The following is a 24,750-nucleotide window of genomic DNA, read 5'->3' on the forward strand; positions in this document are numbered from 1 at the left end:
GAGCTATATAATACTGAGTGTTTACTCAAAACAGGTTGGCAACAACAATGAAATATATTTATAAGATAACAATGGCAGTCGTCCTTCTTATGATGTCTTCAACAGGCTTTGCTGCCATCGGGCAATACAAGATTGTGTTAGTGCATGGTTTTCAACCCGCACAACTAAAAACGCGTCCTGCTCATGATGAGGTCATACGAGATGGCGGAGACTATTGGCAAAACTTCTGGCTACAGCATGCTGATGCTCGGATTGACTGGCCTGCCCATGAGCGCATTGAAGGGAAAATAGCCTCCGATTATCTTTGGCCTGCGTTGAAAAACCTTTCCGAGCAAGAAACCTGTCTGTCCGGCTGTATTTTAGTCACCCACTCTACCGGCGACCTAGTAGCACGCTATCTGCTCGATAACCAAGAAAACTGGCTGAGCAACGCAGGGCTAGAGCCCCTCAATATTGTCGGCACCTTTGATTTTGCTGGCGCAGGTGGCGGTGTTGAGTTAGCCAACATCGCAGTAAACCTTGCCGAAGGTGGTGGCTGGCTAAACCATGCGATGAAAAAAGCCGTGTCACTTTGGATGGGACAAATGCCAACCAAAGACAACATTGGCGTACTGAACGACTTAAAAGTAGCCAATGCACGCCAATTGGCGATGTGGCCAGATAACCGAGTGCCACGTATCCGCTTTGTGGGGAATGGCTCTGACTTCTTAGGCGCCACGTCTCCCTTTATTCCGGGTAGTGATGATGGCGTGGTCGCCGCCCACTCAGCCTGTGGTGCCGCCGATGCCGATGAGTTTGATAGTTGCTCCACCACGATTGAGTTTGATGGTAAATTGGATTACGTCCATAAAGGCGTTAAACGCTTTATGCCGTTGCACTATCCGCTGTTGATGGGCGATAAGTATAGCCACCTCACCATCTTTAACCCTTGGCACAAAGGGAAGGTGACAGCGACCGATCCAGAGCTTGTGCTCGGCGATAATGCACGGATTACCGTCGAAACCGTGGAAAAAGATAGCTGGTTTGGTAAGAAATATCGCTTTGTCCGTGATTCCGACCGTGACACTTTGTCCGAGCTAGTTCATGCCCTTCCGCAATAATCCGGCTCAAGCTGTGACCTAACTAACAAAGCTGCTCTTTTGTTCACAAAGAGCAGCTAGTCAGATTTATTCATTTTTATGGGCTGTGTTAGTTTATTCGTGAATAATTAATTAGAGATTGCTATGACTAGACTGCTACTCGCAGTAACCTTGGTGGTATCCATTGGAGTTACTGCCTATCTATGGCTTGATGTTCCCGACGCTCCGCCTGCCACACCAACTGCTGAGCAGAACCATCAACAGCTGTTGCTCGACACAGCTGAATACGAGCCACCAATTCGAGAGTCTACCGCTCGAAATGGGCAATATCGTCCCGAAGAACCCGATATTGTGGAAACCTCGATGACACCAACACTCAGCTACATCGCGGCCGACTATGCGGAGCAAATCCAGCACCCCTCTTATTCGATCCCCATTCCATCCAAACAAAGCCCGTACCTACACTGGAATCGATATGTTTCCACGCCGATGCCGATCCTAGACGGCTCAGTGAAAGCGGCATTAAAGCTCAACCAATACCGCTACTTTTATCCAGAGAACATCCAGGCCTCACTGGTCACCCCAGCCTCTCTTAATCACGCGACCTTATCGGTCATTGATGTCGAGTCTAATCAGGAATTGACCCGCCTCGATGTTACGGATACCCAGTGGAATATTGAGCCAGAGGCCGATTGGCCCATTGAGCTTCGCCTCAAGGCGACACTCAGTTTTGATGGTGGCGACGATGTACTCACCGCCGACTTCCGCCTCTACCAACCCATTGCGGAAGTGAAAGGCGTTAAACCGGTTTTCGGCCGCGGGCCAGATATGGTTATTCCACTCGTTTTAGATATCGATAAAGGCGGTATTTACCGAGTGCGTGCCAATTTATTTACTGCTGACGATCAACCCGTTGCGGTGTTAACCACTAAGACACGCCTCAGTGAGGGAGAGCAATCTCTGGAGCTGCGCGCATTTCGAGCCTCAATGAGCGGCTATGGCGATGAATGGCAACTGAAAGACGTGGTGATTGAACGTATGTCGGGCTATCCCGGTGAACGGGCACAATTTGGCATCAGCCCAGAAGACCATTATTTCCTCGGCATTTTTGATACTGGGCAACTATCTGACGAGCCCTATCAAATGAGCGAGCAAGAGCGGATGCAATTAGAGTTTTTACAGCATGCCGCTCAACGGTCTTAACGGCTCAGCTTTCCATCTGAGTGACTTGCTCTCGTGCGGTATGAATACATCGACGCACAACATGAGCGGTATTAGTCCGCTGCCACGCCAATACGACGTGACTCACTAAGGGCATGTCTTCGACCGCGACCACAGCAACATGATCGCTCAGCTGTGTGGTCAATGATTCAGGCACTAGGGCAATCCCAAACCCCGCAGACACCATTGCCGTTGCTGAATGTAATTGCGGTGCCAGCGAAGCATTTGATGGCGCCAGCCCTGCCCCTTTTAGGGCATCCACTAAGGCATCGTGTAGTCCTGGGCCAATATCACGCGGAAACAGAATAATCGGGTCATCGCCTAGTTGTGACAGCGTCACGCTTTGCTGCTTAGCAAAGGTATGATTGGCGGGCACCACTAGCTTAAATGGGTCAGGAAACAGCGGCGTATGCGCCACGTGTTCACTGGCATAACATGGTAAGCGTAGAAAGGCGAGATCGACATCCTGTTGGCGCAAGGTTTCCACCAACGCTGGCATGGGTAACTCTATGGGTTGAAAATCAATGTCTGGATGGGCTTGCTGTAACCGCCGAACCAGTTCTAACACGGCTTGGCTCACTACCGTGGAGCTGGCAAATCCAAGCCGCAGTTGATTCCGCTCTCCTCGCGCCACTTGTTTGACCCGCTGCACCGCATGATCCAACTGCGTCAAGATTTTCACCGCATCATCATAAAGCACCTGACCAGCGGGTGTTAACGCCACCCCACGGGATAAGCGTTCAAATAAAGGCACCCCCACCTCTTGCTCTAGCTTTTTAATTTGCTGGCTCAGTGGTGGCTGCGCAATGCCCAACTTTTCGGCTGCGCGGGTGAAGTGTCGGCACTCTGCCACCGTTACAAAATACCGTAAATACCTTATCTCCATGACCCTGCCTCCGAGAAATCTCTGATATTCAGTATCTTACCACGTTTTTTATGTGCCATATCTTTTCGATATCAAAGCCAACTTTTTTTATATTGGATGCTATCCACGTCAGCTCGCATCATATCTATAGGTTTCATACAACAAACCGTTTGGTTATCAGAACGGTTGTTAAACACGGTTAACGAGGACGCTTTATGAGCACCCAAACCTGCCACTGTGCCGAGCACATTGCGGCCGCCTACGTTGAGCATCACCAACACACTGGAGAGGGCGAAATCTATCAAACCTCCCTGATGAGTGCCTTGATTGATGGCGTCTATGAGGGTGACACCACCATGGCCGATCTCCTCAAACATGGCGACTTCGGTCTCGGCACATTCAACCAACTCGACGGTGAGCTCATCGCCTTTGATAAAACCATATTTCAGCTGCGCGGTGATGGCTCGGCACGCCATGCCGACCCGGACCAAAAGACCCCCTTTGCGGTCATGACCTTCTTCAAGCCAGAGATCAGCCAGTCTTTTGATCACCCCATGTCGCGCCAAGAGCTGCATGATGTCATCGATAGCTTGGTGCCAAGCGATAACATTTTTTGTGCGGTTCGTATCGATGGTGCCTTTGAGCATGTGCGCACTCGCACTGTGCCCAAACAAACTCCGCCGTACAAACCTATGCTTGAGGCCATCGCTGCACAACCAGAGTTTCGCTTTGACCATGTTAATGGCGTGATTGCAGGATTTCGCAGCCCACAATATACCCAAGGGATCAATGTCGCTGGCTATCACGAGCACTTTATCACTGACACACGCCAAGGCGGTGGCCATGTCCAAGACTACGAATTGGCGTGTGGCACCTTGCAAATTGGACGGGTCTCTAAACTGGTCATTGATCTTCCGACCAATGCCAGCTTCCTCGGCGCGAATTTAACGCCGGACAACATACACGCCGCTATCGAACAAGCAGAAAAATAATATCACCTCCCATTGGGAGGCAACCTCACGAGGAGCCCAGCATGACTAAAAAAACACAGTGGGACAATGGCGCACAACTGATCGCAAATCACCTAGAGCAGCAAGGTGTGGAATACATTTTTGGTATTCCTGGTGCCAAAATCGACCGTCTCTTTGACGCGGTTGAAGACACCAACATTAAGATGATTCCCGTTCGTCACGAGGCGAATGGTGCCTTTATGGCAGGCGTCGTCGGCCGTCTAACCGGTAAGGCGGGTGTGACTATGGTGACCTCTGGCCCAGGCTGTGCCAACTTGGTCACCGGTCTGGCAACCGCAACCTCAGAAGGCGATCCCTTGGTCGCATTAGGGGGCGCCGTGAAACGGGCCGATCAACAAAAACAAACTCATCAAAGCCTTGATACCGTGAGCGTATTCCGCTCCGTCACCAAATACAGCGCCGAGGTTCAAGCCAGCACTGCTGCGTCTGAGATCCTTGCCAATGCCTTCCGCTCAGCAGAAAGCGGCCGCCCCGGCGCTGCCTTTGTCAGTCTGCCCATGGACATTCTCAACGAACCCGTGGAAAACGATATTCTCGCGCCAACCTTCCCCGCCCAGCTCGGCATGGCAGATACGCGAGCCATCAACGAGGCAGCCAGTAAAATCAAAGCGGCGAAAAATCCGGTTTTCCTCCTAGGCTTACAAGCCAGTCGCCCCGAGAATGCCGCCGCTATTCGTACTCTGCTTAATCGTACCCAATTACCCGTTCTCGGCACCTATCAGGCGGCAGGTACCGTTGATATTAGCTACTACCAGCGCTTTGCGGGTCGCGTGGGGTTGTTCAACAACCAGCCCGGTGATCTATTGCTCGCAGATGCAGACCTTATCATTACTATTGGTTTTAGCCCGATTGAATACGATCCTGAGCTTTGGAATACCCAACACACAGACATCGTGCATATTGATGTCGAGTCTGCGGAAATCGAGCACTACTATCGCCCCAGCGTTGAGCTCGTGGGTCAAATTGAGCCTACCCTGAAAGCACTCACCGAGCAGCTCGATCACCACTGGCTGATGCCGCCTACCACCGTCGATGTGCTCGAAGAAGTCGCTCACCAACGTCAAGCGATTCGGGCTTATAGCCAGTCACACCAAGAGTTTGCTTTGCATCCGTTACACCTAATCAAAGTGATGCAGGATGTGATCACCCCAGACACAACCTTGTGCTTGGACATGGGCAGTTTCCACATTTGGATTGCCCGTTACCTCAACTGCTTCCGTTCCCGTCAATTGTTGGTCTCGAACGGTCAACAAACCATGGGCGTCGCCCTTCCTTGGGGAATTGGTGCTAGCTTGCTCAATCCCGATCGCAAAGTGGTGTCCGTTTCCGGTGACGGTGGGTTTATGCAATCCAGCATGGAGCTTGAAACTGCTGTGCGCCTCAAATGCAACTTGCTACACATTATTTGGGTGGACAACGCCTACAACATGGTAGAGATGCAAGAGGTCAAAAAATATCAGCGCTTTTCCGGTGTGAAATTCGGCCCGATTGACTTTAAAGCCTACGCCGAGGCGTTTGGTGCCAAAGGTTTTGCGGTCACACGCCAAGAAGAACTTGCCAGCAAATTGAAGCAAGCCATGGACACCGAGGGACCCGCAGTGATCGCGATTCCCGTCGATTATAGTGACAACTACAAGCTAATGGCCCCTCGTGAGGCCGGCAGTATGGATCCGGTATTCGCCTAATAGATAAGTACTTTTTCAAACAAACGTGCTCCTGCCGAGCAGTATCGTGCGAGGAGCCATATTAAAACCCAAAGATGCGTGGTTTAGCGCCGTTTAAAACAAGTCTCTTATTGAGCCCTATATAACATTCGAGTCAGTTCAAATATTTAGCACATAGGACTCATTGCTTAAACCAACACATCTCTTAACATGAAGAAACTATCACAACGATAATGGAGTTCACTATGGCAACGACCCCTCGCACGGTAACGTCTCCGAAAAAATTCATCATCGGAACCGGCCTACTGGCACAACTGCCAGAAAGCATTCAAGACTTTGGTTCTAACGCGTACATTATTTGCGATGAGTTCTTTCTCGATCAGGTGAATCAAACATCGCTTCCAGCCATTGAGCGCGCAGAAGGCTTAGCCGCTCATGTCGAGAAATTTCAATACGAATGTACCCAGCAAGAAATCGATCGTAACCTTGGCATCGCCGAACAACAAAAAGCCAATGTCATTGTCGGTATTGGTGGCGGGAAAACCCTAGATTGCGCCAAAGCTGTCGCGTACGAGCGAAAAGTGCCGGTGATTTTATATCCGACCATTGCTTCAACCGATGCCCCCTGCACCGCCTTGTCAGTGATCTACAAACCTGACGGTGAGTTTGATCGCTACTTATTCTTGCCACAAAACCCAGATGCAGTGATTGCCGATACGGGCATTATTGCCAACGCGCCAGCACGCTTCTTTGCGGCAGGCGTAGGTGATGCATTGGCTACCTACTTTGAAGCACGCGCCTGTTATCGTGCCGACGGCGTTAACTTGGTCCAAAAGCGCCCTTCACGTACCGGCCTTGGCCTCGCTCAGCTTTGCTATGAGTTACTCAGCGAAAACATTGATGCCGCCATGGATGCATTAGCCAGTAAAGTCAGCACACCAGCACTGGAACAGATGATCGAAGCAACAATTTATCTCAGTGGTGTGGGCGCAGAAGCTGGCGGTCTTGCCGCCGCGCACGCGGTGAATAATGGAATGACCGCGGTGGCCGATTTGCACCATGCCCAACATGGTGAAAAAGTCGTCTTTGGCTTGCTAACCCAATTGGTACTGGAAAACGCCCCTAAAGAAGAAATTGATAATGTGGTCCGAATTATCAAAACAGCGGGTTTGCCACTCACGCTCGAACAAATGGGACTAAAAACCTTTATTGAAGAAGAGTGGCGTCAAGTTGCGCGCATCGCATGTGCAGACGGTGACACTATGGGCAATATGCCAATGACGGTCAGCGAAGACGATGTCTATCACGCCATGTTAGCCGCGAATAATATGGCAAAGCGGTATTCCGCGGCCTAAACACATCAACCAACTGACTCACCAAGCGTCCGTTTTTCCCGGGCGCTTTTTTAGTGGCGCACTACCAATCCATGCGCTGCGAGCGCGCGAGCTGTTAAGCCAGATGAAAATCAATCACAAACAACGGAGGACGTTCTGGGTAGATTTGCAAAATCAGCGCTTTCAGCTCAGTCAGCGACATTCCTTCTTGTTGCGCATGACGGGCATTAATGTCCTCGAACGCTAACGGCACAACGCTGTCGATCACAATGTCACACACATAATCATCGGTTTCTAGCTGATGCACCGCGACACGCGAACCAGGTTGATAGTGACTTTCGGACTCATCGCGAATGGTGATGGTTTTAACACCAGCGGCCACCATGGGCGTTAAGGTGGAGAAAAAGGTGATTTTGGTCGGGGCAGTCATGTTGTTTTCTTCCAAACCGTGTTGGCCTATAGTGCGATACGATTAAAAAAGCCCGCGCGCACTTGCACGCGGGCTTTCCATGCCTTGTGACGTTACGCCATCATCGGCACCAATACAAGCGTGCCAATAATCACGGTGATTAATCCGCAGAGAACTGGCACCGAGGTGCGTTTAACCACCTCAAACGGGCTGAGTTTTGCCATCCCAGATGTCGCTACGATCACTCCCGATACAGGCGAAACCGTGCGACCTAAATTAGACGCTTGCAACATGGGGATAATCAAAAACGCTGGGTTAAGCCCCATCTTCGCGGCTAATGAGGGCGCGAGTTCGACAAACGCGTAGAAAGGCGCATTGCCCGACCCGGTCGCAATCGCTGCCGCGACAGTGAGCAGGGTTAGCAACAACATCAGCGCGATACCGCCTGCGCCCGCACTTTCCGCCAAGCCCAATAAGTTGTCAATCGCACCAATCGACATCAAGCCTTGGGCAAATACGCCAGCAGCCACCAACAGCATCACGACGCCTTTAAAGGCATCCGCCATGCCTTCATAGCAGGCATCGAGATCTTCTAGCGTTCTTCTGCCATCAAATTTCTTGGTAGCAAAGTCCACCAATGCCCCCAAGAAGATCGACAAGACCACGATGGTATAAATATCAAGATACAGCCCCTCGATGGTTTTCCCATTGAACAGGAACACTCCGATAATGGGTAAAAACGGCAACACTGCGTAATAAGCAGGTGCGTGGGTTTCTATCTCAGAGACATCCACACGTTCCATCGGCGTGTTTTCTTTTTTATCCAGATATTTATTCCAAAAGTACGCCGCTGCTGCCATCACGATGATCGCACAAATAGAGACCGGCAATACGGTTTCGACCGCAAACACATGGAGAGGCAACCCGGATTTTTCCGCCGCAATCACCACATCGCCCGACGTAGGTGACAAAATAATGGCAGCGGGAGAGGCACACACCGCGGTGGCGGCAGGACGAGAAATGCCCATCGCGGTCATCATCGGGAACAAGGTGGCCATCAGAAGGACACCCAACCCAGTTGCAGAGCTGACTGCCAGCGACATTAAACATGCCACGATATAAGCCGCTACGAGCAGCACATAGGGTGACTTGATCACCGATAGCGGCTTAGAGAACTGTTTCACCACCACATTGTTGGCAYCAATGTGCGACATATAGGCCGCAAAGCCACACAACAACATAATTTGCATCCCGAGGCCGCCACCTCGGTATTGCAGCATGTATTTCACGTATTCAAGCGAGTCGGTAAACAGATTGCCCGTCGACGTTAATTTAGCTGGCAGCACACTGTGTCCGATTAACCCGGTGATAATCAGTAATAAAATCCCTGCGGTTAGCAAGGTACTTGCAGCACGATAGCCTTTGACAATGAAGTAGCCCACCGCCACTGTTACAACGAGCCCAATGAGCAGTTCTAGCATAATTCACTCCGCCAGATGATAAAGATAAAAGAATGGGATGGAATTTACTCAGCTCACTGTACTAAACCCCTGCCTGTAGCACGACAACAACCAAACCCGAGCTTGATTTAAGACAAATAAAAAGCCGCCTATCAATAAAAGGCGGCTTGGCGATCACAGTTTGTCTTAGTTAAGTCATCGGCTAATGGTGGAGATCAAAACGGTCAGCGTTCATCACTTTCACCCACGCCGCCACAAAATCGTGTACAAACTTGGCTTGGTTATCATCTTGCGCGTAAAACTCGGCATAAGCGCGCAAAATTGAATTAGAGCCAAACACTAAGTCGACGCGACTTGCCGTCCACTTCACCGCACCAGAGTCGCGCGCAATGATTTCATAGCGGTTGCGGCCGACGGGTTTCCATTGATACGCCATGTCTGTCAGGTTGACAAAAAAGTCATGACTTAGCTGCCCCACTCGGTCGGTCAGTACACCTTCCGGCGCACCGCCATAATTGGTCCCAAGTACGCGCATACCACCCAGCAATACTGTCATTTCAGGGGCCGTGAGTCCCATCAATTGGGCACGGTCGAGCAGTAACTCTTCAGGCTGAACGGTGTAGTCTTTTTTCAGCCAGTTGCGGAATCCATCTGCAACCGGTTCTAGCACCTCAAACGAAGCCACATCAGTCTGCTCAAGCGTGGCATCACCACGGCCAGGAGCAAAGGGAACGTCGACGGGGAAGCCAGCCGCTTTCGCTGCTTCTTCGATGCCTTGATTGCCTGCCAGCACGATGGTGTCGGCCAAACTAATTTGATGCTTCTGGGCGATATTGCTCAGCACGTTGACGACCTTCGCCAAACGCTCCGGCTCGTTCCCTTGCCAATCTTTTTGCGGCGCCAGGCGGATCCGCGCGCCGTTCGCCCCTCCTCGTTTATCAGATTGCCGATAAGTCCGCGCACTATCCCATGCGGTCGTCACTTTCTCTGCCAGTGTCAGGCCACTGTTGGCAATATCCGCTTTTACCGCCGCGACGTCATAATCGGTGCGTCCTGCCGGTACAGGGTCTTGCCAAATCAAGTCTTCACTTGGCACATCTGGGCCGATGTAACGCGATTTAGGCCCCATGTCGCGGTGCGTGAGTTTAAACCAGGCTTTAGCAAAGGCATCCGCTAACTGCTCGGGATGTTGATAAAAACGCTCCGCAATGCTGCGATAGGTTGGGTCCATTTTGAGTGCCATGTCGGCATCCGTCATGATGGGATTACGACGAATAGAGGGGTCTTCCACATCGACAGGTTTATCTTCTTCTTTGATATCGATGGGCTCCCACTGCCACGCGCCTGCTGGGCTTTTCTTCAATTCCCACTCGTAGTTAAACAACAGATAAAAGTAGCCGTTATCCCATTGCGTGGGATGGGTGGTCCACGCCCCTTCAATGCCACTGGTGACCGTATCGCGACCAATGCCACGCGCTTGATGGTTGTTCCACCCTAAGCCTTGCTCTTCAATCGCTGCGCCTTCCGGCTCAGGGCCGAGCTGTTCCGCATCGCCATTGCCGTGACACTTACCGACTGTATGGCCACCTGCGGTGAGTGCGACCGTTTCTTCATCGTTCATCGCCATGCGCTCGAAGGTGACACGCATATCTTGCGCGGTTTTAAGCGGATCCGGATGGCCATCTACCCCTTCTGGGTTGACATAAATCAGCCCCATCATCACCGCTGCCAATGGGTTTTCCAGATCGCGTTCACCAGAGTAGCGGCTATTCTCAGCATCACTTGGCGCCAGCCATTCTTTCTCTGCGCCCCAGTAGGTATCTTTCTCAGGGTGCCAAATATCCTCGCGGCCAAATGCAAACCCATAGGGTTTTAAGCCCATCGATTCATACGCCATCGTCCCCGCCAGCAAGATCAAATCTGCCCAGCTTATTTTGTTGCCATATTTTTTCTTGATAGGCCACAACAGGCGGCGGGCCTTATCGAGGTTGGCATTATCCGGCCATGAATTTAAAGGCGCAAAACGCTGGTTACCGGTCGCACCGCCACCGCGGCCGTCGGCAATGCGATAGCTCCCCGCGGAGTGCCATGCCATGCGGATCATCAAGCCGCCATAATGCCCCCAATCGGCGGGCCACCAAGACTGACTCTCGGTCAGTAACGCTTTCACATCCTTTTTTAATGCATCGATATCGAGAGTTTTAAGCGCGGCGTGATAATCAAAATCATCATCAAAGGGGGAGGTTTTACTGTCGTGTTGATGAAGAATGTCGAGGTTTAGCGCGTTTGGCCACCAAGTTTTGTGTGCCATCGCTTCCGATGTTGCGCCACCATGCATCACGGGGCATTGACCGACCGACGTTGAGCCTTGTTGAGACATTGCTTTCTCCTTGCTCTTATTGTTCGACAAGCTCTCTTCACAGCGAATCAGCTTGCGCATTGCGTTAATAGGCAATCAGGCGAAGTGTCTGATTGTCCCGACTAATACAACGATAATAGGCATGAGACATCTGCGCTAATCTGTTTTGCCAATTACTGTGATTGCTGACACTCACCTTCACGCCTGAGTCAATTCGTCGCCTTGCTCTAACATACCTGCTCTACCATGCCCACTCACGGTTTTGTAGTACCACACGATAACCGTCCAGATCTTCAAAGGTACGCCCGTCTTTATCCCAGTAGCTATTGTAACTCGGCACAGGTTTAAACCCAGCGGCTTCAATTTGTTGACACGCAGTCTGCCATGCAGCGTGATCCGGCAAGTAAAAGACCAACAGGTTTTCCTGTGACGGTGCTGGACCGACATGGGTGCCGCGATGATGGGTAAATTCAAGGTGATAGTTGTGATGCGGGTGACCAATAATGGCACCATCAAAATCATTATGGCCCGAAAACGTCGCCAATAGCTCAAACCCCAGCCCCTCGCAATACATGTTGGTAATGTCGGCTAAATTGTCAGTGGGTCGTGCCACCCGCATCACGGTGTCTTTATCAATCATTGTGCTGACTCCTCCGGCTCGCAATTCAATGTTTGCATCATGGTGATAGAGTCTGGGGTAAACCCCAGCGCTTGATAAAACGCCTGCGCGTCCTGATTAAACGTCATCACTTCTAGTTTAATTACAGTGGCATGATTGTCTTTCGCCCATTGGGTACACGCAGCCATTAACGCTTTGCCCGCGCCGGTTCCACGCGCATCACGGTCAACCACAATGGTATTCACATGACACATGGGATCATCGACCAGATGAGGAATGTGTACAAACGATTCCAGCCTTGCCGACAAAAAGCCAATCACTTTGTTTTGATGCTCTGCCACCCAAAAGTACTTATCCGCTTCTTGCAGCGCTTGCTGCAAAAACGCCCGACCGCTTGGGCCAGGCGTTGCAAAAAGATGCGGCGCATGTTGATGGTGCATGTCACCAATTTGTACATTTAGAGCGAAGATGGCATCCAAGTCCTCAACCGAGGCGCGTCTCACTTGCATCCTTGTATCCTTTAAATCCTTTTGTGTATTAGGCGATAAAAATCTGCCCTAATACATAACCGAGCGCACAAGCGCTCACCACGCCAATTAAGCCGACCGCCATAAATGAATGGTTGAAATACCATTTACCAATTTTGGTGGTGCCGGATGCATCGAAGTTCACGGTCGCAATATCAGAAGGATAGTTGGGAATAAAGAAGTACCCATACACGGCCGGCATAATACCGATAAGCAGCGCAGGATCGAGCCCTAACCCAAGACCCACCGGCAACATCATCCGTGCGGTCGCGGCTTGCGAATTAACAACCACTGACACGATAAACAAGGCAAGTGCAAAAGACCACGGATATTGAGTGACCATCTCCACAATTCCCGACTTAAATTGCGGCATCGCGTATTGGAAGTAAGTGTCTGACATCCAAGCAATCCCGAAGATAGCAATAGCCGCCACCATCCCGGATTTAAACACCACGCCATTCGGCACATTACGCGGATCTGTTTTGGTCGCCAGTAAGATGATCCCGCCAAAGCAGAGCATCATCATTTGAATAACTACCGACATGCTGATGGCCTTACTCTCCCCTGCCACTGTGCGGATCTCTGGCCACATCGCGATAATCACAATGGTAACGATGGCACTAATGAACAGTAACACCGCATTGCGCGCGGAACGGGGTAACACCTCATCAAGTGACGTCGCGGTGGTATTTTCGATTCGCTCACGCCATTCGGGGTCTTGTAAGCGCGCTTGGTAATCCGGATCGTCATCCAGCTCTTTGCCACGGCGCAAGCTGTACAGAGACATCAGCAAGGTACCGAACAAGGTGGCGGGGACAGTCACCAACAAAATCGAGACTAACGTAATGTCATGTTGAATATCGGCAAGCTGGGCAAGGTAATAGACCACGGCTGCAGAGATCGGCGAGGCTGTAATCGCGATTTGAGAGGCAACCGACGCCGCCGCCATTGGGCGCTCCGGACGAATACCATTTTTCAACGCGACATCACCGATAATCGGCATAATGGAATACACCGCGTGACCAGTACCAAGCATAAAGGTCATGGCATAGGTGACAAACGGCGCAATCAAGGTGACGCGTTTTGGATTTTTACGCAATAATCGCTCAGCCACTTGCAGCATATACTTAAGGCCACCAGCCGCCTCCAAGATAGAAGCACAGGTGACGACCGCAAGAATAATCAGCATCACGGTCACTGGCGGTGACGTTGGCGGCATTTGGAAGATAAACACTTCAATGACCAAGCCAATCCCTGAGACCACGCCCAGCCCAATGCCCCCGTATCGGGAGCCGATATACAGCATTAGCAGTAAGAACAAGAACTCTAAATACAACATACCCTCACCTCTCTACCCGACTACGCAGGCTGTTTTTGTTATGCGTTTAGCCTAGAACTTGTGTCATGCCTGCCAAGTGGTGCCAATAGCCGTTGCAATCGTGGTTGAGCGGTTGCGGGTTATTGCCTGCTTGGTTAGCACGGAATTTGTCTACCCAGTGCAAGGTGTCAAGCGACAGTGGGCTTAACCGCACCACGTCCACCAGCCCTTGCATCGACGGTAAATCGTTAATGAGATTGGTGCACTGCCCGGACTGGGTTTGAATGCCGTTTAGCACAAATACGGCCTGACCCTCTTGTGATTCTGTTAACCGCCCATTGGGATAGTTGAGGCAGCACAGTTCGCAGTCATCTTTGGCACGGTTTTCTGAGCGCGCGGTAAAACAGCGTGCTGAATAAGCCAGTGGTAAGTAACCATAGCCAGTCACCTCCACCTCAAACTGATCGCGAATACCCAGTGCATCGCAGCCGTTCAACATATTCACCAACCAATCGCGCGAAAGCTCCACCGGCATCACCCAGCGCGTCATGCCAAGGTCAACAAATTGCTTTAATGTTTGTGGGTTATAGCAGTTGATAGCGGCCCCCACCACAAAGGGCTGCCGACGCTCACTTAAAAACTGCACCGCGCTCACGTCATTCGCTTCAATGCGAATATCATCATTGTCACAGTAGCGTTTTAGTATGCTCAACTCTGAGGGCGCTTCAATCAGCGCCATGGTCGAGAGCACCACTTGTTTACCAGACTCAGCCAGCTCACGCGCAAGCCCGATCCAGTCTTTGGTTTTCAGCTCTCGCCGCTTAGCACAGACGGTTTCACCGAGATAAATCACATCAGCTTGGCTGTCTGCTGCCGCTTGATAAAAGGCTTCAACCTCAGCCTTAGGCCAGTAATACAGGATCGGCCCGAGAGAAAATTGCATCATAATTCCTTATTGCCACTTGCGATGGTAAGCACCCAAACTGGTTTGCACCCCTTCAGAAAGACTATCGAGCGAATGCGCCCAATCCGGTGCAATATCAAACGCCTCGGGGTTGGCGACACAGCGATCAATCGCTTGACGCCATACCCGTGCAACTTGCTCCACATACGCAGGACTGCGCTGACGACCTTCGATTTTGACCGATTTGATCCCGGCGCGATAAAGCTCAGGCAGGACACTTAAAGTGTTCAAACTGGTGGGTTCTTCCAGTGCGTGATAGCGGTTGCCATCGACACAAAAACGGCCTTTGCAGAGGGTGGGATACCCCGCTTTTTCATCGGCTTGGTACCGATCAATCAAGACCCCGTTTAAGCGCGACTCCAACCCTTGCTCAGTATCTTGCCAGCGCACGAATGCTGCCGGTGAACAAGCGCCCACGGTATTGGGCGATTGGCCGGTAAGATAAGACGATAAATAGCAGCGCCCTTCAGCCATAATGCACAGACTACCGAAGGCAAATACCTCTAAATCGACATCGGTATCGCGTGCTAGTTGTTTAACTTGATGAATAGACAGCACCCGCGGCAATACCACTCGCTTAACGCCATATTGCTGCTGATAGAAACGGATCGCTCCAGCGTTAGTGGCGGATGCTTGAACAGAAAGGTGTATATCCAAATCGGGATAGGTGTTGGCGGCATAATCTAAACAAGCCATATCGGCAAGGATCAGCGCATCGGCACCATTACCGGCGGCGCTGTCAATCGCATATTGCCAGCGGCGCCAACCATCAGGATGGGCAAAGGTATTAATGGCAACGTGCAAGTCTTTGCCGTGGTCATGTACATACTGACTGGCTCGCTGCAATTTGCTGTCGGTAAAGTTCAGCCCCGCAAAGTGGCGCGCATTGGTATCATCTTTTAAGCCGACATACACCGCATCGGCGCCATGTTCGATCGCTTTTTTAACCGCCGGAATATTGCCCGCCGGACAAAGGAGCTCCATAACATTGCATTCCATTTTATGATTGTCCGGCTAAGATAAGGGCGTTGCCAACGTGGGGGGTTGATGTGTATCAAGCTCACTCAAGAAGTACGTGAAGTACTGGACATTTTATCGAATACCTCATTTACCATCGCTTTTAAGTTGATAGACACCACCTACCTGGCTGAGCACTGTCTGTCACATCTAAAATAGCTTTGAGAAGAAAAGCCATAACCATAAGCGAGTACCTATCAAACTGATCCACAGGAAAATCACTTCTTGTGCTCGAGATGCAAAACAACCCAGCTTTACATTCAATACCATATTAAAGTGTTCTTGTGGAACAAGATCCATTAACTATCCGTAGGAAAGCAGCCTGAATAAAACCTGACAGCATATAAACAATCACAGTGAATTTACATACATACAAAGATATGTCTATAAGACCATACTTTAATTTCTAATTTTCAGTTCAACCTTAACGTCTCATGAATAAAATATCAATTTTTACAAAAAGGTAAAGATCAGAACTATTAGCTTTAAACAGCGATGTTATACATCACGCCTTTCTAATTCTAATTATGTTCAGGGAGCATTCAGTTAAACATAGTTAAACTGGCGTTAATGATTAAAATATCAGCTTTAGAATACAAAAAAGACATTCAAAAGCAGGAGTGAAAATGTTGAAAAAAACTATCCCTTTACTTGCATTGACCGCTATAACTACTTTCAATGCAAGCGCAGCAGAAAAACTTGAGCCATTTATTGGTGTTGATATTGGAACACGCCTAAGTGGTAATTTTGAATCATCTTACGATGAAAGCAAAACAGAAACGGATCTAGCTGATTCGCTCGCTTTTGGTATCGAGGGAGGTGTTACCTTAAACGAAGCACACCAGATCAGTGTTGGCTATGATTATCGAGGAACAACCGAAGAACATACTAGCGATGATCTCGAAGTTGGTACAATATACACTAAATATAACTACTTAGTGCCAATTACACAAAAGCTAGCATGGACGGTTGGTGGTAAGCTCGGTTATGAAAAATTTTACGCTGACTTCGACGCTGACGACTTCAACGGTTTAGTCATTGGTGGTCAAACAGGGTTAAACTATCGCTTTAATACATGGAGTGTGGGTACAGAGCTAAGCTATCTTCATCATACTAATGAGTTCGAGCGTAAGTGGAGTGAATCTGGTACACAGCATACCACCAGCGCAAAAATTGGTGATGAAGTATTGTTAATGGCTAACATCAAATATAACTTTTAAGAAAATGTGATTAATTTTCAATTAAGATAGCATTAGGTCTAATGTGATTAACAGGACATCACATTAGACCTGAAAGCGATTTAATATCTTATATCAACACAAATTTAGACAAGCATAGTAACTAAAACCTCATCAGAGATTAAATAGTCGGTAAACTCCTTCCTGAATTAAATATAAGTCATGCAAAAGTAATACTTCCTGTTAGCTCGATTTTAAAGACTTCTTTGACCTTGATCCAAAGGTAGCCCCATCAATCTCGTTACTCTAGTGGCATTCAACCATTGGCACCAAAGGAAAGCCAAATGCTCGTTAACCCAATTACCCAACAACCTCTTAGTCTTCCAATGCCCCAACCAAACCTGATTACACCGGGGCTAAAAGCGATCACTCAATTACCACATGGGCTGCAAGCTCAGATGCTGACCAAAGTCATGAATACCGCTTTTGCGGTGCCGCTGGCAGAGGACGAGTTCGACTTTCTTGCTGGCCGTACCATTCGCATTGGATTGCGCGATCTCAACGCGAATTGGTTTGTGTCGATGAACGAAGACAACCAATTATTGGTCCGCTTGTCTGGGGAAGAGGACGCCAGTATCGAGGGAGATTGGTTAGCGTTTTTGAAAATGGCGACTCACTATTGCGATCCGGATACGCTGTTTTTCCAGCGCCAACTCAGTATCAGTGGTGATACCGAACTCGGGCTGCATGTGAAAAACTTGCTTGATAGCCTCGAAATCGACACCCTACCCAAACCCCTGGCACGCTCACTGACGTTAAGCCATCACTACCTCACTAAACTCGCGTTGTAGTTGTCACGCTTTTCAAGTAGCTGACCCATCAATGGGAGCTTGGATATCATGCTGCCAGCAGCTTGCTAAGTGATCGATAAAGTGGCGCACGACAGGCTGTTGATAACTACGCGATAAATAGACCGCCCACAGTGCACTGGGCGGTAAGCGATAATCGGTCAGCAAAGGTATTAACTCCCCCTGCTCCACATAGGGATTGGCTAAATCACATGGCACACGGACAATCCCTTTTCCCATTCGCGCCGCATTGACCAAGGTGCCTAAGTCGTTGGCGTGAATCGGCCCACTCACTCTTACCTCTTCTCGGCGATTGTCTTTAATAAACTGCCAATGATCACCGCTGACATGAATTAAGCACGGGTGATCACTGAGATCGCTCGGGTGATTAGGCTGCGACGCGTGGGCTATATATGCCGGTGACGCACACACGATAGAATCGATGGCCATGAGTTTGCGGGCAATTAAATGCTCATCCGGCTGAGGTGTGAAGCGCAGCGCAATATCGACCCGCTCATCTACTAAGGGCGTAAATTGGTCGGAGGCAATCACTTCAATGACGACCTCTGGATGCGCATCGGTAAATTGTGTTACTGGCGCAACAAGGATCCCTTGCGCTAACCCGATTGGCGCAGCGACTCGAATACGACCGGTTAAGGCGCCCTGTAATCGTCCAGTCGTCAACGTTAACGCCGCCGCTTCGTCCAAAATACGCTGGCAATGACCATAAGCTTGCTCACCGGCATACGTTAAGCTGACTTTACGCGTTGTCCGATGCAACAGACGCTGCGCAAGCCATTGCTCGACCTCTTGCACATGCCTTGAAACCTGCAAACGCGTTAGCCCGAGTTGTTCGGCCGCCCGCGTAAAGCTTTTGCAATTGGCCACCTCTACAAAACTACGTATTGCCGTTAGCCTATCCATATTATCTCTTTAATTGATACAAACTGTATCTATTATGATTATTTATCCAATAAATGAAAGCCAATAAGCTACATCCATCCAAGCAATCACAGCATGAGGAAGACAATATGAAAATCGCAATTATTGGTGCAACAGGTTGGATCGGTAGCCAAATCGTCGAAGAAGCGCGTCATCGTGGGCATGAGGTTATTGCTCTTGTCCGTCAGCCAGAAAAAGTGACCCGCGACGATGTCGAAGTACGTCAATTCGACTTGCTGGATAATCATCACTCTGTACAACAGGCCGTTGCTGACGCTGATGCAGTCATTGCCGCTGTGGGCGGGCGCGCTGCAGGCAACCATGAGATGGTAGCAACCAGCGCTAAGCGCTTAATTGACGAATTACCCGCGGCTAATGTCAAACGTTTACTTTGGGTCGGCGGTGCTGGCTCGCTAGAAGTTTCACCGGGAGTCGAGCTGGTCAGCCTGCCCGACTTCCCTGACGCTTATAAAGCAGAAGCGCTCGCTCAAGGCGACGCTTTGAAGGTATTCCGTGAACACGCCCATACCCTAGATTGGACGTTCATCAGCCCTGCCGCAGAGATTTTCCCGGGCGACAAAATAGGCCGCTATCGCGTTGGTGCGGATACCTTGCTTACCGATGACCATGGTGACAGCAAAATCAGCGTTGCTGACTATGCTATCGCGATGATCGACGAACTGGAAAGTGGTGCCCACCGTCGCCAACGTATCGGTGTGGCTTACTAATCCAAGCTCATTGCCCAGCGTGCTCACCCGCCAACCAAGGTTGCGTGAGTGAGACCGTCTGGGCATCAAAATCAATACAGGCTTGGGCCCCCAAAGGTGTAGTTAACATCGGATGCGTGTGGCAACTGTCAAAACCATCAACCACTGCGAGCGGCTGGCCATCGAGTATTTCTTCAAGAACGTCATAGGTTGAACGTCCCGTTCCTTTGTTATCAAAAAGCTCGTGTTTACCAAGTAACACCGCGCCTACCGTATCAAACACCCCAGCCAGTTTTAGGTGTGCGAGTGAGCGCTCAACCGTGGCAATATCAAGCAAAGAGTCCTCAATCAGCAGAATATCGCCTGTTTCAATCGCTGGCATATAAGGTGTTCCCCAGATCCCACTCAGCGTATTGAGGTTGCCACCGATAATGCGCCCATTTACCTGACCTTTACCCATAAATTGCCATGCATTCTCATAGGTCGGTTTTGCCTCTGTCTGTTCGCCCCAATCAATCATGACATCCGTCCATTGGGCAGGCATCTTATAGGTCATCGGCAGCGTTACATTCTCAGTTGTTACGGCTCGAAACGCATCAAAGGTTTCATCAACCAGTGGCGGAAACTCCCCTAAAGACGCCACTAATGCTGGCCCATAAAACGTGATTAATCCCGTTTTGGCATAGATACCGAGCAGTAAAGCAGTGAGGTCCGAATAACCCACGATAATCTTAGGATCATCAGCCAGGGCGGCATAATCGATATAGGGAAGTAAAGCATTGCTGTTCATTCCACCAATCGTCGACATGATGCAGCGCACATTCGGATCACGGATCAGCTGGTTGAGCTCTTCCGCACGCGCCTTGATCGAGCCTGAGCGATAGTGATCCGATTGTCCGGTCAATACCCCCGCCTTCAGATCAAAGCCTTGTGCTTTGACATAATCCATCGCGCGTTCAAATCGTTGGGGCGCAAATACGGTGGCTGGTGATGATGGCGAGAAAAAGCCAATTGTCTCGCCTTTTTTAAGAGGTGGTGGCAATAACATCTTGTCTTCCTTGATTTTTAATCTCCCTAGTATTAAATCATCAGGACGAGACAGCCACAATACTCCGCCGATTAATCGTTGTGAGGCGTACTGATAGTCTGACAAATGTGTTCGGCAATTGGCATGGCTGAGGTAGCCGCTGGCGATGGGGCGTTACACACATGGAGACTGCGTGCAGATCGAACGAAGAGGAAATCGCCCACCAGCTCACCGCTATTCAACACCGCTTGGGCACGAATACCGGCTGGGTAAGGGTGTAAATCATCCAATTGAATTGACGGACAATACTTACGAACCTGCTTGAGGTATCCCGGTTTATAATGCGCGTTCCACCATTCTTTTATACCGGTGCTCAGATTCGCTGCAGTGACTCGCCAAAATCCGCGAAAACGCAGCATATCAAGCGTATCACGCCAACTAAAATTGTATGAGGCATACCCCTCGCGTTTCCAGCCCTGAACGGCATTTGGGCCTACCGTCAAACCACCATCAACCATCCGTGTGACATGGACGCCCAAGAAAGGCAAATCTGGGTCCGGCACTGGATAGATCAAATGCGACACTAACTCCCGATGCTTTTTCGCTAGTTGATAGTATTCGCCACGATAGGGGATGATTTGAAACGATGTCGCTAACCCTTGCAGCTTCGCCATGCGATCTGCCATCAAACCGGCACAAACAACTAAAAATTCGGCGTGATAACGTTGCGACTCTCCCTGCGATTGGGTATCAATCAGCACACCGTCGTGGTCTTCGTGTAGCTTCGTCACTTGAGTATTTAGCACAAGATGCCCACCAGCTGCGACAAAGCGTCCGGCCATTTTTTCTGTGACTTGCGCGTAATCAACAACACTGGTCGCTTTGACATAGATCGCGCCTAAACCGCGTACATTCGGTTCAGCACTGGCGAGTTGTTGGGCATCCCAACACTCACACTCGATCTCATTGAGCAAACAACGTTGATACAAATCATGCATCCGCGCCAGTTCTGTCTCTGTGGTCGCGACGATTAACTTGCCACACTGCTTATAAGGAATACCTTCTTGCTCACAAAAAGCTTTGGTCGCGGCAGCGCCACGCTTACAAAAATCCGCCTTCAAACTACCGGGCGGATAATACACGCCAGCATGGATTACGCCGCTATTATGGCCCGTTTGATGTTGGGCCAAAGCAGGTTCCTTTTCTATCAATAAGGTGCGTTTGTTTGGATATCGCTGTTGCAACTGCCAAGCGGTGGCCACGCCGACGATACCGCCCCCAACGACCACAAAATCGTACGCCATTCGCTACTCCTTTCGTCACCCGTTAATCGGTCACGTCCAGAAAATAATACTGGCTAACGTCGCAAATAAAACCAAAAGATTCAAAAAGATGATGAGCGGCATGGTTGCTTTGATGGGTTTGTAGCAATAAGCAAGCGGCTTGGCGGGCACGAGCCTCTTTGAGAGCGTGCGAGATTAATGCCCGTGCGATACCTTGTCGCCGTGAATCCGGCTGCACGTACAAATCGTTAATAATTAAGCCACGGCGCGCCCTCGCTAGTGAATACAAAGGCGTTAGGTGGACAAATCCCACCATGGAGGATTGGTAAGAAGCGGTCAATATACAAGTATCTTGCTCGCGCAACCGCTGCTCAGTAAACGCCCTTGTTTGACTGAGCGGCGGACGAATCGCAAGCCAGCGCTGGTATTGGTCAAATAACACGGTGAGGGTATCTAGATCATTTAACTCCGCTTTTGCTATATGCAACATTCTTTCTCTACCGCAGCGCTATGGTTACTTTTCAGTGTAAGCGCCATCACGACGTTCTGCTGCCAACACCTCAACAGACGAGCATAGAGAGCAAAATATATTTCTTCACACTACGTTGAAATCGCCCACAGTATCTGGGTTGATATGAACACCAACATAAAAAGTTATAGTGCATAAAGTGCGGTAAATAAGGCGACTAAACGCCGCCTCAGTATATGCCGCCCCCTGCAAGGATATAGGAGAATCGTTTGGCTAGATCCGTGTTGCGTCGTGTTCTGATTACGCCATTGAGCGGGTGCGATACCACTTTACTGTAACAGGCGCGAGTTCTTTTAACGCGTTACGCACCATAACGAATGGCACTTTGATGAAGTAGAACGACATCAACACCATCATCATAGGATCTGCATAAACCGCATAATCCGACCAAGGTGAATGCGCCACTAACCAAGCACCTAAAAAGCCTAAGGTGACCGCCAGACTTAATAAGGTGTCCATTTGCCACTGGCGCGATTCCGCCTCCACCAACTGGCTTTGCCCTGCTTGGTTTTTGCGTGCAATCATCCACCATCCGTAACCACAACCCACCACGTTGACAATACCAAACAGCACCGCCAATGACGGGTTAACCGCACGTCCGCCTTCGACCAAGGAAGAGACCGCTTCATACAGAGAGTAACTCACCAACAGCATAATCACGGCGCCTTTAATGGCGACAACAAGCGGTGTCAGCAGCGCACGTGTGATCGGCCGTGCGTAACGCGAGTGGATATACCATGACGCGCCCAGTGACAACAAAGTTAACACTAGACTAATCAACGAGTAGATACCGTCGAACATAATCACTAAAGAGCCAGCAATCCATCCAACGGCAAGGCCGGCGATGGCAAACCCCAATGCGAGAAGGGCCGAAAACACTAATACTGACTTTTCATTGATCACGTTTTGAGAAGACATAAAACACCAAAAGTAGAAAACACGCACATATTCTTGGTGCTACTGCGCCGCTTTACAAACACGAACTTGCTGACATTTTCACCACCCCGCTAAGGAAAAAATGAAAGGCGTTTTATTTCAACAGTTTATGCATAAAAATCACTGTCAATATTTCTGACAGTGAGTGTTCTAAACAAATTTTAGTTATGAGATAGCGCTAAATCGCATTTTGCTTGCATATAACTTTTACGCATACTAAATCTAAATTTAGATTCTTTATGGACTAAGAAGATGAGAAAAGGCGTGTTACTCGCGGCAATTAGCTTGCAGCTTTTCCTCGCGATAACCAGCACAGGATGGTGGCAGTTTGGTGCGGCACTCAGTGCGTTTCTGTTGGTCGCGGTATTACGTTTACCTCAGGACACGCCGCGTGAGTGAACCTGAGGCAACGACGGAGACTAGGCAGCTAGCAGCAGCCAAGCAAGCGATGTACAGGAGATAATCACCCACAGTGCGACACCAAACAATAAGGGTTTGGGGCCTGCCGTGCGTAGCTGGGTGACAGAAATACTGCAGCCGATTAAGAATAAACACACCACTAATACTTGTTTTGAGATGGCGAAAATCACCTCATAGATGGGTTGCGCTTGGACAAAGACATCACTGATACCAATCGCCAGACAATAAAAAACGATAAAGTACGGAATCGTGATTTTTTTAGCGTGGCTGCGAAACATGAGTGCGCTGACAAACGCCACTGGCACAATCCATAATGCGCGCGCAAGTTTGAGGGTGGTCGCAGTGGTTAGTGCTTGCTCACCATAAGCGGACGCCGCGCCCACCACCGATGATGTATCATGAATCGCGATCGCCGCCCAGGTTCCAAACGTGTGCTGATCTAAGCCCAGCGCATGCCCAACCATAGGAAACACAAACAGCGCCAATGAATTCAACACAAACACCGTGCCTAACGCGAGACCAATTTGTTTATCATCCGCATTGATAGCGGGCGAGACAGCTGCGATTGCACTGCCGCCACAAATGGCAGTGCCTGAGGCAATCAGGTGACCCGTCTTTTTATCCAGCCCCATAAGTTTGCCCAGTAATGTGCCAAAAATCAGCGTGCCTGCAATGGTGGCAATAATCAGCCCTATCCCATCGCCTGTCACGGCGAGCGCCTCTTGCAGCGGGATACCAAACCCCAGACCCACAATCGAATAAGCCAGTAACTTTTTGGTGATTTTCGTGAGCGGAATTGCACTTGGCACCCAGCCTAGGGAGGTCAGCAAAAAACCCAATACCAATGCAATCGGCGAGCTCACCCAAGGGGTTAAACAGGCTAACACAGCCAATGAAAAAGGAAGATAACGCGTGTATGCGGTCATAATGATGCTCGGTGAAATTCAGTGACGGCATTGTAGCGCTCAGTGATTGTTCAGAAAATCTTAAACTTTTTAACCTAGGTTAAGTTT

23 protein-coding genes and 1 pseudogene are annotated in these 24,750 nt (G+C 49.8%); 9 read left to right on the plus strand and 15 right to left on the minus strand.

What is annotated here, in order from left to right:
* The first annotated feature begins 71 nt into the window (after positions 1-71).
* Together BZG84_RS13145 and BZG84_RS13150 are read left to right on the plus strand one after the other, a co-directional pair.
* Positions 72-1,100 carry a hypothetical protein gene (locus BZG84_RS13145; protein ID WP_241825797.1) on the plus strand — a complete coding sequence of 343 codons (1,029 nt, stop codon included), beginning with the start codon at positions 72-74 and terminating at the stop codon, positions 1,098-1,100.
* 123 nt (positions 1,101-1,223) lie between these two features.
* Positions 1,224-2,282 (plus strand): hypothetical protein, encoded by a 1,059-nt coding sequence (locus BZG84_RS13150; protein WP_077480756.1) that lies wholly within the window; start codon positions 1,224-1,226, stop codon positions 2,280-2,282.
* 4 nt (positions 2,283-2,286) lie between these two features.
* Here the strand turns inward: BZG84_RS13150 and BZG84_RS13155 are convergent, their stop codons facing one another.
* A complete protein-coding gene (locus BZG84_RS13155; protein WP_077678307.1) occupies positions 2,287-3,186 on the minus strand; it encodes a LysR family transcriptional regulator in 900 nt (299 codons plus the stop codon).
* A gap of 194 nt (positions 3,187-3,380) precedes the next feature.
* Between BZG84_RS13155 and budA the strand changes: the two genes are divergently transcribed.
* The 3 genes from budA (at position 3,381) to BZG84_RS13170 (ending at position 7,215) form a co-directional block, all read left to right on the plus strand.
* The gene (gene budA / locus BZG84_RS13160) at positions 3,381-4,157 is read left to right on the plus strand and encodes an acetolactate decarboxylase (protein WP_077480760.1); all 777 of its coding nucleotides are present in this window, start codon (positions 3,381-3,383) and stop codon (positions 4,155-4,157) included.
* 41 nt (positions 4,158-4,198) lie between these two features.
* Complete coding sequence (gene alsS / locus BZG84_RS13165; protein ID WP_077678308.1) at positions 4,199-5,881, plus strand: acetolactate synthase AlsS; 1,683 nt, start codon at positions 4,199-4,201, stop codon at positions 5,879-5,881.
* A gap of 224 nt (positions 5,882-6,105) precedes the next feature.
* The gene (locus BZG84_RS13170; protein WP_069590201.1) at positions 6,106-7,215 is read left to right on the plus strand and encodes a glycerol dehydrogenase; all 1,110 of its coding nucleotides are present in this window, start codon (positions 6,106-6,108) and stop codon (positions 7,213-7,215) included.
* A gap of 94 nt (positions 7,216-7,309) precedes the next feature.
* Here BZG84_RS13170 and yqfB read toward each other — a convergent pair whose 3' ends face one another.
* The 8 genes from yqfB to ubiU form a co-directional block, all read right to left on the minus strand.
* Positions 7,310-7,624, minus strand: a complete 315-nt coding sequence (gene yqfB, locus BZG84_RS13175; protein WP_077480764.1) for a N(4)-acetylcytidine aminohydrolase — start codon at positions 7,622-7,624, stop codon at positions 7,310-7,312.
* A 92-nt stretch (positions 7,625-7,716) separates the two neighbouring features.
* Positions 7,717-9,084: an anaerobic C4-dicarboxylate transporter DcuC gene (gene dcuC / locus BZG84_RS13180; protein WP_077678309.1), complete on the minus strand. Its 1,368-nt coding sequence runs from the start codon at positions 9,082-9,084 to the stop codon at positions 7,717-7,719.
* A gap of 181 nt (positions 9,085-9,265) precedes the next feature.
* Positions 9,266-11,443, minus strand: a complete 2,178-nt coding sequence (katG, locus tag BZG84_RS13185; protein WP_077678310.1) for a catalase/peroxidase HPI — start codon at positions 11,441-11,443, stop codon at positions 9,266-9,268.
* A 220-nt stretch (positions 11,444-11,663) separates the two neighbouring features.
* Positions 11,664-12,062: a VOC family protein gene (locus BZG84_RS13190; RefSeq protein ID WP_077480769.1), complete on the minus strand. Its 399-nt coding sequence runs from the start codon at positions 12,060-12,062 to the stop codon at positions 11,664-11,666.
* Complete coding sequence (locus BZG84_RS13195) at positions 12,059-12,550, minus strand: GNAT family N-acetyltransferase (RefSeq protein ID WP_077480771.1); 492 nt, start codon at positions 12,548-12,550, stop codon at positions 12,059-12,061. The genes BZG84_RS13190 and BZG84_RS13195 overlap by 4 nt, the downstream gene beginning before the upstream one ends.
* 28 nt (positions 12,551-12,578) lie before the next feature.
* Complete coding sequence (locus BZG84_RS13200; RefSeq protein WP_077480773.1) at positions 12,579-13,907, minus strand: anaerobic C4-dicarboxylate transporter; 1,329 nt, start codon at positions 13,905-13,907, stop codon at positions 12,579-12,581.
* Positions 13,908-13,953: 46 nt separating this feature from the next.
* Positions 13,954-14,829: a U32 family peptidase gene (locus BZG84_RS13205; protein ID WP_077480775.1), complete on the minus strand. Its 876-nt coding sequence runs from the start codon at positions 14,827-14,829 to the stop codon at positions 13,954-13,956.
* Between the two features lie 9 nt (positions 14,830-14,838).
* Positions 14,839-15,834, minus strand: coding sequence for a ubiquinone anaerobic biosynthesis protein UbiU (ubiU, locus tag BZG84_RS13210; RefSeq protein WP_077576595.1), 996 nt, complete (start codon positions 15,832-15,834; stop codon positions 14,839-14,841).
* Between the two features lie 659 nt (positions 15,835-16,493).
* Between ubiU and BZG84_RS13215 the strand changes: the two genes are divergently transcribed.
* Both BZG84_RS13215 and ubiT read left to right on the plus strand, forming a co-directional pair.
* Positions 16,494-17,087 carry an outer membrane beta-barrel protein gene (locus BZG84_RS13215; RefSeq protein ID WP_077482097.1) on the plus strand — a complete coding sequence of 198 codons (594 nt, stop codon included), beginning with the start codon at positions 16,494-16,496 and terminating at the stop codon, positions 17,085-17,087.
* A gap of 302 nt (positions 17,088-17,389) precedes the next feature.
* Positions 17,390-17,896 carry a ubiquinone anaerobic biosynthesis accessory factor UbiT gene (gene ubiT, locus BZG84_RS13220; RefSeq protein ID WP_077482099.1) on the plus strand — a complete coding sequence of 169 codons (507 nt, stop codon included), beginning with the start codon at positions 17,390-17,392 and terminating at the stop codon, positions 17,894-17,896.
* Between the two features lie 12 nt (positions 17,897-17,908).
* Here ubiT and BZG84_RS13225 read toward each other — a convergent pair whose 3' ends face one another.
* A complete protein-coding gene (locus tag BZG84_RS13225) occupies positions 17,909-18,817 on the minus strand; it encodes a LysR family transcriptional regulator (protein WP_077482101.1) in 909 nt (302 codons plus the stop codon).
* Between the two features lie 107 nt (positions 18,818-18,924).
* Here BZG84_RS13225 and BZG84_RS13230 point away from each other — a divergent pair, with 107 nt between their 5' ends.
* Entirely contained in the window at positions 18,925-19,563 is a 639-nt protein-coding gene (locus BZG84_RS13230) for an NAD(P)-dependent oxidoreductase (RefSeq protein WP_077481671.1), read from the plus strand.
* Positions 19,564-19,570: 7 nt separating this feature from the next.
* Here the strand turns inward: BZG84_RS13230 and BZG84_RS13235 are convergent, their stop codons facing one another.
* The 4 genes and pseudogenes from BZG84_RS13235 to BZG84_RS13250 all read right to left on the minus strand — a co-directional run.
* Positions 19,571-20,590, minus strand: a complete 1,020-nt coding sequence (locus tag BZG84_RS13235; protein ID WP_077481669.1) for a S66 family peptidase — start codon at positions 20,588-20,590, stop codon at positions 19,571-19,573.
* 71 nt (positions 20,591-20,661) lie between these two features.
* Positions 20,662-21,873: an L-2-hydroxyglutarate oxidase gene (gene lhgO, locus BZG84_RS13240; RefSeq protein WP_077481667.1), complete on the minus strand. Its 1,212-nt coding sequence runs from the start codon at positions 21,871-21,873 to the stop codon at positions 20,662-20,664.
* Between the two features lie 22 nt (positions 21,874-21,895).
* Positions 21,896-22,342, minus strand: a complete 447-nt coding sequence (locus tag BZG84_RS13245; RefSeq protein ID WP_077481665.1) for a GNAT family N-acetyltransferase — start codon at positions 22,340-22,342, stop codon at positions 21,896-21,898.
* A 324-nt stretch (positions 22,343-22,666) separates the two neighbouring features.
* Positions 22,667-23,299: pseudogene (locus BZG84_RS13250) on the minus strand (cation transporter); the annotation flags it as partial.
* A 270-nt stretch (positions 23,300-23,569) separates the two neighbouring features.
* Between BZG84_RS13250 and BZG84_RS16350 the strand changes: the two are divergent.
* Complete coding sequence (locus tag BZG84_RS16350) at positions 23,570-23,716, plus strand: hypothetical protein (protein ID WP_158011501.1); 147 nt, start codon at positions 23,570-23,572, stop codon at positions 23,714-23,716.
* Positions 23,717-23,736: 20 nt separating this feature from the next.
* Here BZG84_RS16350 and BZG84_RS13255 read toward each other — a convergent pair whose 3' ends face one another.
* The gene (locus BZG84_RS13255; protein WP_077481661.1) at positions 23,737-24,663 is read right to left on the minus strand and encodes a YeiH family protein; all 927 of its coding nucleotides are present in this window, start codon (positions 24,661-24,663) and stop codon (positions 23,737-23,739) included.
* Positions 24,664-24,750 lie beyond the last annotated feature (87 nt).

Source organism: Salinivibrio sp. PR932, assembly GCF_001996125.1.
GTDB classification, from domain to species: domain Bacteria; phylum Pseudomonadota; class Gammaproteobacteria; order Enterobacterales; family Vibrionaceae; genus Salinivibrio; species Salinivibrio proteolyticus.